Genomic DNA, 13,758 nt, shown 5'->3' with positions numbered 1-13,758 from the left:
AAAGCCATATCATTTGACAAACAAAAAACAAATCAATATAAACATTAATTTTACATTTATTTATTTAATAAATTACAAATAACACTTGCATGAAACATTTCTCTCGCATAGTATCCGCACAAATCGAGAGAAATTTTATGCGCGACCCCATACGTGACTTTACCTGGTTACCAGCATTTGCTGAACTGACTGCTGCTTTAATAAATGAACAACTTGAACTGTGTTGTTCCGTTCAAACTATCACCTCCCTTGAATTTTGTGACCTGCGGGTTATAAAAAACAAAGACCAGCATTATTACCTGATGCCTCTGGGTACATTTTTTCAATTGCACGATAGTGTGGATCTGAAACCTGTATCAGCACAACAATACGCCCGAGAGTTTTCTGATCACAATGCAGCGCTCAGATATTTATTAAATGATCTACTCACTATCTGCTCTGCTATTTCACCAATTCAACGTGTCGATCTACTGGACCGTTTGTTCCTGAAAAACCGTAGGGGGCAATTGCCGATACTACGCAATCCTGAACTGCTCGCTGCATTTAGATTAAAACTTGGCTTGCCTGTCATCGGTTACGTCAATGTAGGCATTCTGTGTGAAAAGCTTGGGTTGTCTGATCAATCCAGGTCTCTGAAAAATCATCGCCATTACCGCAGCCGCGGGAACAGAGTCGTCTCAGCACCACAAAAAATCGGACAACAGGGGGCCGCAAAATGAACAATTTTGAACAGCTGCCTGCTGAACTGAAATTTTTTGACGGTCAACCTGTGCTGCAATTGGTTGTGCAGGTTGCACAGCAATTGTTACCTGAGCGTTATAACGAGCTATCAGAATTACGCCAACACCAAGTTGCCTCTGATGAGTGGTCTACACCACAGGCGCTCTGGGCAGCACTGAAATCCAGACATCAAATTTCAAATTATCAGCTGCTGGCGGCACTGGTGTTTCCCTACCCAGAAATGCAACCAGTGATAAGAGCTGCACTGAGATTGTTGTTACAGCTGGTTTTTGACTGGCGGGGTTATGAACCCGGCGACACACCTTCAATAGTTAAAACCTGCGCGCAGGCAATTCGAATGGTTGGTAGGGGTAAACATAATTCGGGGTTCCCACAGCCTGATGCTGACCTGACGGATCCGCAATTAGACTCCTGGCTGCACACTCTATTGGGTTTAACAGCACCAGCTCAGTCCCTACTCGACATTGAACTGCGTAAAGTGGCTGAATATCTGCGAGCACAGCGCCCAGCCATCACAAAAATCAGGCAAAAATTTGCGCCTGTTGCGCCCACCCCTACTGGCTCTGTAGAAACAAAAATTTCTGCTCCATTAATGAGACGTGCGCCGACCGCTATGCCGGCTCAGGTTAATGATTTAAACGATGGCAGTCTGAAGCTCCTCACGCACTTTTTAGAAAAAAAGCTTGTGTCGGCATCTCCCATTGAACAGTCAAACGCGGCTTATCTGATCGCATTATTATTAGCTGGCGTGTTACTGCCATCGCGACCACAGAATGACAAAACCCCGAGTCAAAATTTAATTCAACGTGAAGTCATAAAGTTTCATGAAGATGGTATTTCTGTGCATTACCAGTTGGAACTACCTCAGGGGGTTAATTACACACAGAAGTGTCTGAATGACAATTTTGCGGTAAGACTAAAATATCAATGGCCCTGCCTCGTGGATCCAACATTAATCAATGATCAAAAAGCCAAGGAGCTACTCAGCGAGTTTAATCAGGCGAATGGCATGCGCCTGTCCCAAGCTGTGTTGGCACGCTTTCAATCGACCTATTTCCAGCGCGTGGAATCAGATTCAGTTTTAAGCTCTCACCTGTCAGGGCGTAGCGCTAAAAAAGACGTACTGAACAATTATGTTTTTGTCGAGTCAGGACAACTGCAACAGGCTAAGGCTCGCTACTTACAACATATTCAAACCGTCACCGCGTCCGAGTTCCTGTTGCCCGATTGTGAGGTTCCACAGGGCTGGTTGGGGTCAACTCGTGTGCCAGAAATATCAGGGTTACTGACAGATCTATTTAAATTTCTGTATAAAAGATCTGATCAGAGAAATTTGTCCCGGCACAACAGAATCGTACTACACACAATATTAATACTGCAGTTGTCCACCTGTCACAGGCCAATTCAATCGCCATTTGAGAGACTCAACCATTTTGACCACAACCTGAAAACCTGCAGGGTCAATGATAAAAATTTAGAGTTTGAGCCGCGAATTATTGTGTTGCCAGATCTGGCGCAGAAACAGTTAACGGCCTATATCAACCACCTCAGGCAGACAGGGGAGCGTTATGCCAGCCCCCAGCATTTAAAATACGCTGCCAAAGCGGCACTGCAGAACCAAGATGATTTGTTCTTTTTCGAAGATCGAACCGCTGTAGTTCCGGTTACTCCGTCAAAAATGCATGTGTTGCTAGCCGATGTTATTGAGGCACTGAACAATCATTACGAAAAAAACTATTACGAAAAACTGCGACTATTTACCAAACTCCCGCTCAATTGGTACCGGCATTATCTTGCGACACATTTTCGGTCGCTGATCCAACAGGGCGATATTTCCCAAACAAATTTTGATTATTTTTTCGGCCATAGCGAAAAATCGTTAGCAGCAGATGGCAGTGACGCTGCAGTAATAGCAAAACAGATCAATGGCCTACTGCTGAGCCTCAAGATCAAAACGGTGAATTTTAATGGGTAGTTTGTATCGCCAAAACAGAATCAAAAATCATGAAGCTCGTTGCAGAACACTTGCAGAGCAATTGATGCCAAAACTCACTGAATTGCCGCAGAATTGTAGTTATGCCGATTTGCGAAAATGGCTAAAAACCACGGTGGATCAATCCACTATTGCACATTCGAACAAATCGAAGGTGCGAAAGTTTTTGCTCAAACTCGTACTCAACACTGCAGAATTGAGTAAATTCAAACGTAATGAAAAATGGAAAAGCAAACTGCAACGTAGACAAGAAGATTTTTTTATCCTGCAAAATAATTTAAGACGATTTAGTGATGCACTGTTGAGCCATCCTATTAAGCCGCAGACCACCGCAAGCGACTTTTTGCGGGTATTGCTGAGCTCGCTTATTGTGCATAGTGGTGTGAATTCAATGCAGATGTTAGGTGCTGTTGTATCGCAATTACACGACCGCTCGGCACTAAATTTGGTTGAAAACATTGCCTGGCTGGAGCTAGAGTTTGAGCATCCTCAGCGATTAATAAACTCCCTTACCGGTTACCAACACCAACTATTTTTACATCCATATACACTGGCAGTGTGGCGTTATTGGTTCCAGTCAAGACTGTTTGAGCAGTGCGCCATCCCAGCAGCAGAATCGGCACTGAGTCTAGTGTATGAACTGGCAGAGCAACTTGGTATTACACTACCTAAAAGAAAAAAAAATTTTTTAGCTGCGGCGATTCACGCTGTTCCAGATTGTGCGGGTCTCACAGAGTTATTACGCAATACAGTCAATGGAAGTTATCCGAATGCCTGTCTAAATCACCAGCAATTCAAACATCTATTCAACCCGTTAAGCACTCGGCTGGCGCAAAGCCTGCCTCCACGAAGTACAAAATCCGCTGAGCACTTTTTTCACTCGCAAGATATTCGTCACAGCTATCAGCAGTTAATAAATTCTCTCAAGCCCCCTACCGGAGAGCTAAAGGGCAGCGTCTCTCACTCGCTTCGTGAACTAAAAAAACTAGCAGAAACAGCACCAGGCCTCCTTTTGCGCGACTTGGCCCTGTGGGGTGTGCAACAACTATCTGAAAAACATATAAAAATTAGTAGCCTATTGCGGTATTACAACGCATTCGCAAAATCGTTGTTGAACGCTCTGCATGGGATGGATTGGCATGATTTTTCATCGGAATCCTGGACTGAAATTTACCAGCGCTTACTGGAGCAACCTGAAAAAAATCTGGCCGTGATTTACCGCAAGGATAGGCTGGTTTCATTCCATAATTTTTTAATCGCTACTCACTCTGTAGCAACGGTTCAATGGCCTGATGCCAAATCAGCACCAGTTGAACATGTCCGGACAGGTTTTATCGACGAGTCACTGTTCACTCGACTATGCAATTTAATCTGGCGCACTGAGCCCAACCCCAGCATGGCGCAACAACTAGTACTAGTGTGTACCATGGCATTTCGACTGGGCCTACGGATCAGCGAGGTGTTAAAAATCCAGCTCAGAGATTGTAGTACCGCTGAGCAGCCAACAGTGCTCATTCACAGTAACCGATACGGAAACGACAAAAGCCCAAATAGCCGCCGACAACTCCCGATGCAACTGTTGTTAGACCACGAACTGGATATGTTTTTATCCCAGCTCGCACGGCGCCGGGCAACGGCCGCAGGCCATTCTGAATTTTTATTGTTCCATTATGATGGTTCACCAACAGAGCAATTAGATGGCAATCAACTAGCGAGCTGGGTGTCCACACTGCTCCGGGAACTCTCTCCTGCCACTAAATGGACGTTTCATCATTTTCGTCACACCGCGCTCAGCAGACTAATGTTGATTAGCCATAGCCAGCTTTTGGATAAACTACCAGCAGCACTGCGCGCTAATCTAGTGCCATACAGCTCTAAAACGAGCGCTGAGTTGTCAGAAATGTTATCAAAAAACTCCTATGAAAACCTCGTGACTATCGCAGGTCATGGCGCTATAGAAATGACGGTCAAATCATATATGCATTTAGCACCGTTGATGACTGGACTGGCGCTGCAAAATCATCAAGCTGATGTGAATCCGATAACGCTTCAGACTCTTACAAACGCCTCTGGGCGCCAAATGACGTCATTAAAACGCCAGTTTACCCTCTCAGCAATCCCAGATTTACTCAGTAAAAAACTGGCGAGGGAACAGACCTCGGTAGCAGTTTACCGTCCGGAAACTTGGCTGCCGACTACTTCAGTCGACGATATGGAAATTTGCCACCAGGCATTGCGAGCTCTCGAATCAGGCCACAACTACCAAGATGTTGCAGAGTATTTTTTATTGCCAGAGAGCAAAATCAGCCAATGGCACCAACGAGCACAGGCGCTGGCTGAATTAAAAAGCCGCAATGGAAATTCCAGGATCATTCCGCTGCAACGCGCACCAGCATTTATGCCAGCCCCGCTGCACGACAGAGCCGACCGGGCAATATTTGTGCAGCTCACTGAACGAATGTACCAGCACCAGCTTGGGCCAAAATTAACACATGTTGCCAAACAGGTTCTGCTGGGCAGCAACGCTACCCACAGCCGTGTCAGCCTGAAAACTACGACTGATCTAAACAAATTTTTGACTCATATTTCTAAACTGTTAGACCCGCGCCAACTCATCATCACTGATAAAACCGGAGCGTTATACAACCCTGATAATAAGAGATTTTCGTATGTGACCCCATTCCACGTCTCGGTAAAATTCACACGGTACGGCGAACCCGACTCAGCTGTATGTACTAATCACGCACTGAAATTGTTTTGTTTTTTGGTGGTGGTTTATTATGGTGATCCGTGGGATTTAACGTGAGTAGTTGATTAAGGTTTCGAAGATAAATCCTGAGTAAAAATGAATCTCTACTTTGCCTTAAAATTGCGGAGATTCGATTTTTTATTAAGCCTGTATATCATAAGTGATCTCAGCCTAGGTTCTTGCGCCGCAACACGCGTACCGGCTCAACATAGATAAATCGCCGATTATTTGCAATATCGTCGCAGGAAGTTGCAGTGCATCGGTCGCGGCAAGTTGTAATTCATCTGTTCGTATAAGTTATAACCCAGAAACCGCGCCAAACTATCTAACTTATTTTAACGCACAAGTTATTGTCTAACATCATCAAGTGATGCACTAAAATGTTCATTCGCATAAGTTATGGTGCATCCGCTCGCAATCACTACATAACTTGTTAGAACGCATAAATTGTCATATATTGAGTGGTATTCTATAGTTATTTTGTTTGTTCGCACAAATTATTGAGGCTTTCCTATGAAAGTGCCTGTTAAAAGTGTGGCTGATATTGGCCAGGTCATTCGTATCACGCGGATTAGTCAGGATTTGGACCAGCTGACCGCCGCGCAACTATCCAATGCCGGACAGTCATTTTTGAGCCATCTGGAAAATGGGAAAGAAACCGCGCAAATCGGTAAGGTTTTGCAAGTGCTTGAGTCATTGGGTATTGGAGTAGAGCTTACTCTACCACCAGATATCGAAGTGTTTTTGGCCAAAAATAATAAATCAGAAAAAAACATCAACAGTAAACGGGTACGCCGGTCATGAGAGAGCTTATCGTTTATCTTGACCGCACTTTTGTAGGCAAGCTAATAGAAGAATCGTCTATTTGGGGTTTTGAGTACGACGCTGATTGGTTGGCCCAGGGCTTTAACATTATCCCAGGGCTTGCTTTTGTGGCCGGCCGTCAACTGGATGGAGCGACAACGCGTCCGGTTCAGTGGTTCTTTGATAATCTGTTACCCGAAGAGAATGCCAGAACCCTGCTTGAAAAGTCAGCCCATGTTGAACCGGGCGACGCGTTTGCACTTCTTACTGCTATTGGCCATGAGTCTGCTGGCGCGTTCACACTATTACAACCGGGCGTTGAATTAAAGCCTGGCGAGGTTTATCCGCTGACGCCTGCGGAAATGAATGACAGAATTTTAAACCTTCCCAAGTTGCCTATGAATGATAGTCGGCGAAAGAAAATGTCATTGGCTGGCGCTCAACACAAAATGCTGGTGATTTTCAAAGATGGGCAGCTCTATGAGCCAGCTGGCCAGTTCCCATCGACCCATATTTTAAAACCGGAACATTCAGAGCCAAATGTCTACGGTTTCACTACTCGTAATGAGTGGTTCGTGATGTCTCTGGCCAAGGCCTGCGGCCTGTCTGTGCCTGACGTTCACCACATTTTTCTGCCAGCTCCAGTATATATCGTGGAGCGATTTGACCGTTCAGGTGAGTATCCGGATGTTCATCGTTTACATGTCATGGATGGATGCCAGCTTTTAGGGTTGTCGTTTAGGGAAAAATACAGCGCGAGTACAGTCGACAGTCTCAAAAAACTCTCAGATAGCTGTATTGCCCCTGGCCCAGCTCGCCTGGCCATCTTCAGATGGGCTCTGTTCAACGCTATTGTTGGTAATAGTGACGCACACCTGAAAAACCTATCCTTCCGATTAACTGACCGCGGCTATCAACTAATGCCTCATTATGACCTATTAAGTACCATCATTTATACAATACCTGGTAAGCATCCATGTGAGGATTTATCACAAAGAATGGGTGATGCGATTCAGTTTGGAGAGCTGAGGAAAGAGCACGTCTTGCAATTTGGGCTGACGCTTGGGTTGCCCAAAGCCCTTTCATTAAGAGTTTTGGTGCAAATGATAAAAGACATCGTGCCGGCAGCCGACAAGTTGATTTCGCAAGTTGAAGTAGAGCCTTCACACCCTGGTAAAGCCGGTGAAATGCAAATGCTGAACAAGATCAGGTATTTGTGCATTCAGGAAATGATTGGTCAGTTAAAAGTGGACCTGATTTCAATAACTTAATCAGCTCTTTACTCATATCCGCGAAGTGGTACCTCACTCAACCGCAAACCACTCGCCCAACAACAAATACGTCAAAATCCGCGATTTGGCATTCACTCAGGCTCCGTTCACTAAGCGATGTATTCTTCAAATATGCAGCAAACTCAGAGGCTAGCTCTGTGTGCTCCTGTTGGATTGCCTCCAGTGATGTCATTAACTGTTCTGAGTTTTTGGCTGCGTTTTTTATAGAGCGAATTAGATGTTGGCGTTTGAGTTCTAGCCGTTTTAACGCTTTTTTATAAGCTGTTTTGCAGTGGTGCTGAATTATTTCATCCCGCTTCTGGTCGTATGTGGCCAATATACTGAGCTCGCTGAGCCATTGCGATACATGACAAGCGCGAACTAATTCTGCCCGTAACTCATCACTAATCCCTGAGCACGCTGCGGTTTTAGTATAAGCAGGCTCAGACTCTTGCCGTAGCTCTGTTGCCAGAAACAATTGCTCGGCAATATCGTGTGGCAAAATCCGGCCATCGCCACAATAACCCAACACGGCCGAAATACTGATTGAAGATTCACTCCTAGACCGCAGTTGATATACCTCCAGCGTAAAACCGGAATTGAATGATGATTGCCATGGCTCAGGAACCAGGGATAAAACCTGCGAGTCGACCCTACCCTGCCCGTAAAAAGGCACAAAGCTTCTGGATGAGCATTGAACCAGCTCATTAAGTTGATGAAACATCAGCAACGAGTTTTTGTCGTTCTGAATATCAGCAACGTTATCAGCACTCAACAGGTGTGTTGTTGCAGGATGAATACCGCATATCTGCGCGTGCAGACTGGCAAACTGCTTCTGGTATTTACGATAACCAAGTTGTGCAGTACAAAGCTGCTCCGCATTGCTCATATCTGGCCACAGATCTGGCGCGCGATGAACGTCCAGCACCATAGCTGCAATACTCTGAGATTTTTTACTCCAATCTACAGACGTTGCGCCCATACACAAATCAGCTACTGTCATACTCAATATTTCTTGCTGCAACAGCTGTTGCTCTGGTTCTAGAGAGGTATCCAGCGCCGGAATTTGAAACTCTGTGTGGCTGAGAATTTCATCTGAGGATTGAAAAAAGCGTTTAAACACACTGATTTTTTCTGCCAACCGTTTTGCTATATGGGCGTCTGCACCATATTGCAGGTTAAATAAATGATAGATATATACTTCGTGTTTTTGGCCAATACGGTGTACCCGGCCAATACGCTGCTCTACAACCTGAGGGTTCCAGGGTAAATCGTAATTGATCAGAACGTTACAAAACTGCAGGTTCAACCCTTCGTTAGCTGCATCTGTAGCGATCAAGATTTTGCCATGCTCGCGAAAATACCATAAAAGGGCTTTTCTCTTGTTTTGATCAAGTAGTGGTAACGTATCTAAACCCAGTGATTGCCAGTAGAGCTCAACAATTTCACTCACGCGCTCTGAGTCATTATCGCCACTAATCAGAACGAGTTCCTCCACGGAAAAACCTGACTGGAGAAGCTGCTGATAAACCTCCCGCTGCGTTTCTTTAAACGACACAAAGACGATAGCTTTTTCTGGCATTTGTCTTTGCTTAAGGTCCTGCAGCAGCTTTGGTAATGCGTTTACAAGCTGTTTTATTTTGGGATTAACATCAAACAAGCTCAACTGGTGAATCAACTGATCTAAACAGACTTTCAGGCGTTGTAATGAGCTCAGTGAGCGCAAATACATAGGCTTACTCTTATCGGGTTCAACCTCGAAGGTGGACATACAGGCAGCCAATTCATCGTTATCCAACGTTTCATTTGGCTCATAGGTGCTACTCTCACCTACAGATTGCCGTACATGCTCAGAATTTGCGCTATCAAGCGCCGTAGCAATCTCCAGCCTCAGTTTATTGAATACAGACAAAAGCGCTTGATTTGAAGATCCCCAAATGCGTGAGAAAGCTAGCTCAAGCAGGTTTATTAACGGCATAAAAACACCATTACGGCTGAGCCCGCGGCCCTCACACTCATAAAAATCGCTGATAAATCCGAGAAGCCGATCCTGAAACTCATCATGCTGAGCAGTAGCACTCTGGTTAAAAAATATAGGTAATAAACGACGCTGCGTAATGTCCAATTGCCCCCGCGCCTGTAAATCAGATCTGAGATTACGAACGACCAAATACTCGGTCAGGCCACCAAGATCTTTATCTGAATCGATGGTTTTGAAATGAGGCTGAATAAACTGCAGTAAATTCCGATAATCCTGCCACCTGTTTTGCAACGGTGTAGCGGTTAGCAATAATTTCGGCACGCCATGAGTAGCTTGCAGTAATCTGGCGGCTCTGGAGGTTTTAATGCCTTCGTCCTCTTCAGACGGTCTTGTTGGCGGAACTTCCAGATTTCTGACTACATGAGCCTCGTCCAGTACCACTAAATCGTAATCGCTAAAATCCAGTTGAAGATCCTTTTGATCCACGCAATGGTAATTCGTCACTACAACAGCTGGGGTTTTCGGGAAAAATAATTCGACTAATTGTTCAGGCTGCTGCCTGAATTGACTGCACAGGCCGCTGGTAACTACACGAACAGGCAAACCAAAATGTTCGCTCAACTCATCAAACCATTGCCCTACAAGCATGACCGGAGCCACAACCAGAATGCGCCGCCGCCCTTCAAACCAGAGCTGGCTAATAACCAATGCGGCTTCAATGGTTTTACCAAGCCCTACCTCATCAGCCAATACACAGCCACCACATCGCAATGAGTTAAGGGCAAACAAGGCTGAAGAAATTTGATGAGCGGTGGGTGTTCTGGTGGATGTTGTGAACAGTCGGGCAATAGTAGTGGTAGATGTCTGAGATTCGGATAATCGCAGAGCTAAATAATTCAGTTTGAAAACATTGTGCATAATTGAACCAGGGTATTTTCCGTGGATTATGCACAGCCAAAAACAAATGTAAACAATTAAATTAACATCAACTCAAAAATATAACATTCAATAGAAACTTAGTATTGATCGACTCAGCAGCTCCCAGCCATTTTTTCTCAAACTGTTGAAATGACGGTCTGAATTTTCAGACCGTCGACTGACCAGTGCTATCAATAGAACGGTTCGTACTAATGTCTAAGCTCAGTTATGCCTAATGAGTTGTATGGCAAATCGAGCCTAATGCAATTTATTACATAGAACTTTCTCAACGTTACACAACAATTCCAGGGATGTCCTGCGCCTGTGCAGCCAAGTGTGTGGTTCGATCTTTTACATGTTGTCTCAACAATTGCCAATAATCCCGTTCCCCTGCATTTAAAACTGCGTCCCCGGTAATAAGTGCATCAGCATCCCCAAGGGTATCTAATTCTCTCAGCACGTTTTTGCTGAGGGTGGATAGCGTTCTGGCGACCAGCTTTTTATCTAACCCACAGGTCTCAGCAAAATCAGCCAGTTGGTACGCATGAATAGAACCCGGCTCAAATTCGTCCCCCATTGCCATGGCCAAACTGTGTTTAAACTGTTCAAACATCGCTACGTTGACCAAATCGTAACTCTGAGTGAATTGGCAACGCTGAGTAGTTACACCATTAACTATTTGGCTCCCCAGCTTGCCATAATGAAATGACAGGTTCTTCGCATGGCTGTCATAGTTGCTAATCATTAAATTGAACAACTGCCAGTTCAATAGCCACAAGCTGTTCTCAGCAGATGTTGGTGTTTGCCGGCAAAAAGCGAATAACTTACTGAGGCTTGCGCCATCACGAATATGTGCCACATCCCGGCCATCGCCAAGGTTACGCTCATATTTATAGTCGCGAGGCAAATCCAGCGCCTGGCAACCATCAATCACATGCTGACGCAGAACCCGGCCCGCCCTAGGGTCATATTTACGATCGAAACGTTTTACTAATAACGCAGGGTGATGCCCAAACCGCATGAACTGCACAGGTGCAACAGCCAAACCGACCTTTTCAGCCAGTTTCATACAGAAGAATTCGTTCAGCACTAAATGGAGGCAGTTTTTACGTTCAAATTTCAGCAAATGGGTAGAACACAAGGATCCATCGCCAAAGCCTATTTGGCCGTCAGGAGCCACGAAGACGTTCAACTTGTCCTGAACGCCAGCCACACTCAAACGCGGCTTTTCATCCCACATCAACAGACTAATGTCTTCTTTTTGTTCCAGTCTAAGGATCATTTCCGTTGAAGAAATAGGCCGAAAACTGGGTTTAGTTAGTGGTGATGTCGCCTCGCCAAACACAAAAGCGCCAGACAAATCCTGTCCCAACTCACGAATTTGAGGGTATACCTGCTTTTCACTCACACCAATATTCTGTGCTAACAATCGCCTGGCTTCACCTTCGGGTAATAAGTTATCCAGGTAGTTATAAAGACTGGCGGGGTGATGAGGTTGATGTAAAAAAAGTGCAGGTGAAAGCGGAAAGCCCTCTTGCTGCCAAAGTTGATGATAATCCAGTTGAGGTAAACCAGTACTTCTATCAAGCTGGAGTTGTCCTACAGCGTTCTGCCCATAAAACACAGGCGTGAGATAGCTCATACCCAGCCCTCATCCACAGCATTTAAAGCCCTATCCGTGTTAGTACTAACATCAGCTAGCTGAATGCCTAAGCCTTTTAATACTGCAAAGGTAGCGCCTAAAGTGCAGTTGGGGTTGCCATTTTCAATACGCGATAAAGTATTAATGCCTATCCCACACAGAGCTGCACAATCCTCCAGTTTCATTTTCAGAGCTGTCCTTCTGGCACGGATCAATACACCGAGTGTGGCTACGTCAGTCAGCACTGCGTTCTCTGGTTGTTTGGTAGGAACCACTTGTTTTGCCATCACGCACCTTTATATATTCACTGTACACGGTGATTATAGACTGCAAATTATAAATAACCACAATAATCACCGATACTGAACAATAATTAACGTGATTTGTTGAAAACCTGTATATTCACCACTATGAGTGAACATCACAACACATCAACACCACTCCTCTACTTTTTAGTTTCAATCCCCACACGAGCCATGTAAATTAGCCGCCGGTTACTATTAACGCCCCAATTTTTAAACACCAAAGCCAACTAATTGCATGGCTCAAAAGGATTTCCTAACATGAACAAATCTGAACTGATTGAAAAAATTGCCCACAAAGCCGATATCAAAAAACCAGCAGCTCAGGCCGCATTAGATGCCATTGTTGACTCTATTACTGCAGCATTAAAAGAAGGCGACAATGTCAGCCTGGTAGGCTTTGGCACCTTTGAAAGCAGAGCTCGTGCTGCCCGCTCAGGCCGCAACCCTCAAACAGGTGAAACTATCCAAATTGCGGCTGCCAACACTCCAGCGTTCAAAGCTGGTAAAGGTCTCAAGGATGCTCTGAATTAAAGGTGCACGAAGCGATTTACAAGCACCAACCAGTCATCCAAACTAGCGTAAAGCTGCATACAAGGAATCAGTTATGAGTATCATGGAAGAGACGACTTATACTACCGAAGATCTGGCTCTGACTGGTTTTAAAACTGCGGATAAAATCCTGTTGTCATGGGGATGCACTGAGCAGCAGTGCCATACAATCCTCGGGATCTCAGGACTCTCCTACCACAAGTTTAAGTCGGCCCCAGACACAACTCAGTTGAATCCAGAACAATTTGAACGCGTGAGCCACCTTCTGAATATTCACCAAACACTGAGAACGACGTTCAGCACCCCTGCTAATCTTAGCGGGTTTATGGGAATGACAAACGAAAATGCTCCTTTTGATGGCCGCACACCACTAGCCATGATTGCGTCTGGTGAGCTTGCCGATCTGCGGGAAGTTGCCCAGCATATCGATACATTCAAAAGTGGATTGCCTGGACTGCTCAGAGCACCCAATCCGTGTTGAGTTTACACCTACTACGCATCTACTAATTGAAACTGTGATTTAAATTGGCTTTTTCAATTTCCAGAACCTGCTTGCACCAGTTGCATTTTCAGGTGAGCCATTGATCTCAGCTTGTTCGCATAATGCGTTCTCTCGGATGAATTATCTGCGGTTAGCCCCGATGTTTTATGTCGGATTCTGATACCTGCGTGAGCACCTGACCCTAGCAACAGCCTGATTTCGAAGTAAATAAAAAAGCCCCTCGCTTGCGCGAAGGGCTTTTCCATTTATTGGGAGCCTGGCGGTGAACTACTCTCGCATGGCATCTGCCACACTACCATCGTC

10 protein-coding genes are annotated in these 13,758 nt (G+C 45.1%); 7 read left to right on the top strand and 3 right to left on the bottom strand.

Annotation, left to right across the window (positions count from 1 at the left end):
• The first annotated feature begins 137 nt into the window (after positions 1 to 137).
• The 5 genes from WH43_RS13700 to WH43_RS13680 all read left to right on the top strand — a co-directional run bounded on the left by WH43_RS13700 (position 138) and on the right by WH43_RS13680 (position 7,558).
• The gene (locus tag WH43_RS13700; protein WP_053425171.1) at positions 138 to 719 is read left to right on the top strand and encodes a hypothetical protein; all 582 of its coding nucleotides are present in this window, start codon (positions 138 to 140) and stop codon (positions 717 to 719) included.
• Positions 716 to 2,716 carry a hypothetical protein gene (locus WH43_RS13695; RefSeq protein WP_053425170.1) on the top strand — a complete coding sequence of 667 codons (2,001 nt, stop codon included), beginning with the start codon at positions 716 to 718 and terminating at the stop codon, positions 2,714 to 2,716. The genes WH43_RS13700 and WH43_RS13695 overlap by 4 nt, the downstream gene beginning before the upstream one ends.
• Positions 2,709 to 5,540, top strand: coding sequence for a tyrosine-type recombinase/integrase (locus WH43_RS13690; protein WP_053425169.1), 2,832 nt, complete (start codon positions 2,709 to 2,711; stop codon positions 5,538 to 5,540). Before WH43_RS13695 ends, WH43_RS13690 begins: the two co-directional genes overlap by 8 nt.
• Positions 5,541 to 5,996: 456 nt before the next feature.
• Positions 5,997 to 6,287, top strand: coding sequence for a helix-turn-helix domain-containing protein (locus WH43_RS13685; RefSeq protein WP_286049748.1), 291 nt, complete (start codon positions 5,997 to 5,999; stop codon positions 6,285 to 6,287).
• Entirely contained in the window at positions 6,284 to 7,558 is a 1,275-nt protein-coding gene (locus WH43_RS13680) for a HipA domain-containing protein (RefSeq protein WP_053425168.1), read from the top strand. Before WH43_RS13685 ends, WH43_RS13680 begins: the two co-directional genes overlap by 4 nt.
• A 37-nt stretch (positions 7,559 to 7,595) precedes the next feature.
• On the opposite strand, the gene WH43_RS13675 is transcribed toward WH43_RS13680, so the two are convergent.
• The 3 genes from WH43_RS13675 to WH43_RS13665 all read right to left on the bottom strand — a co-directional run bounded on the left by WH43_RS13675 (position 7,596) and on the right by WH43_RS13665 (position 12,386).
• On the bottom strand, positions 7,596 to 10,457 hold the full coding sequence (locus tag WH43_RS13675; protein WP_053425167.1) for an SNF2-related protein: 2,862 nt from the start codon (positions 10,455 to 10,457) through the stop codon (positions 7,596 to 7,598).
• A gap of 292 nt (positions 10,458 to 10,749) precedes the next feature.
• Positions 10,750 to 12,099 (bottom strand): HipA domain-containing protein, encoded by a 1,350-nt coding sequence (locus WH43_RS13670; RefSeq protein WP_053425166.1) that lies wholly within the window; start codon positions 12,097 to 12,099, stop codon positions 10,750 to 10,752.
• Positions 12,096 to 12,386, bottom strand: a complete 291-nt coding sequence (locus WH43_RS13665; RefSeq protein WP_053425165.1) for a helix-turn-helix domain-containing protein — start codon at positions 12,384 to 12,386, stop codon at positions 12,096 to 12,098. Before WH43_RS13665 ends, WH43_RS13670 begins: the two co-directional genes overlap by 4 nt.
• 276 nt (positions 12,387 to 12,662) lie before the next feature.
• Between WH43_RS13665 and hbs the strand changes: the two genes are divergently transcribed.
• Positions 12,663 to 12,935 carry a non-specific DNA-binding protein Hbs gene (gene hbs / locus WH43_RS13660; protein ID WP_053425164.1) on the top strand — a complete coding sequence of 91 codons (273 nt, stop codon included), beginning with the start codon at positions 12,663 to 12,665 and terminating at the stop codon, positions 12,933 to 12,935.
• A 73-nt stretch (positions 12,936 to 13,008) separates the two neighbouring features.
• Positions 13,009 to 13,434 carry an antitoxin Xre-like helix-turn-helix domain-containing protein gene (locus WH43_RS13655; protein WP_053425163.1) on the top strand — a complete coding sequence of 142 codons (426 nt, stop codon included), beginning with the start codon at positions 13,009 to 13,011 and terminating at the stop codon, positions 13,432 to 13,434.
• Positions 13,435 to 13,758: the final 324 nt, after the last annotated feature.

This window comes from Rheinheimera sp. KL1 (assembly GCF_001275035.1).
Taxonomy (GTDB): domain Bacteria; phylum Pseudomonadota; class Gammaproteobacteria; order Enterobacterales; family Alteromonadaceae; genus Pararheinheimera; species Pararheinheimera tangshanensis.
The sequence above is the reverse complement of the archived record's forward strand: the minus strand, read 5'-3'. Positions and strand labels throughout refer to the sequence as shown.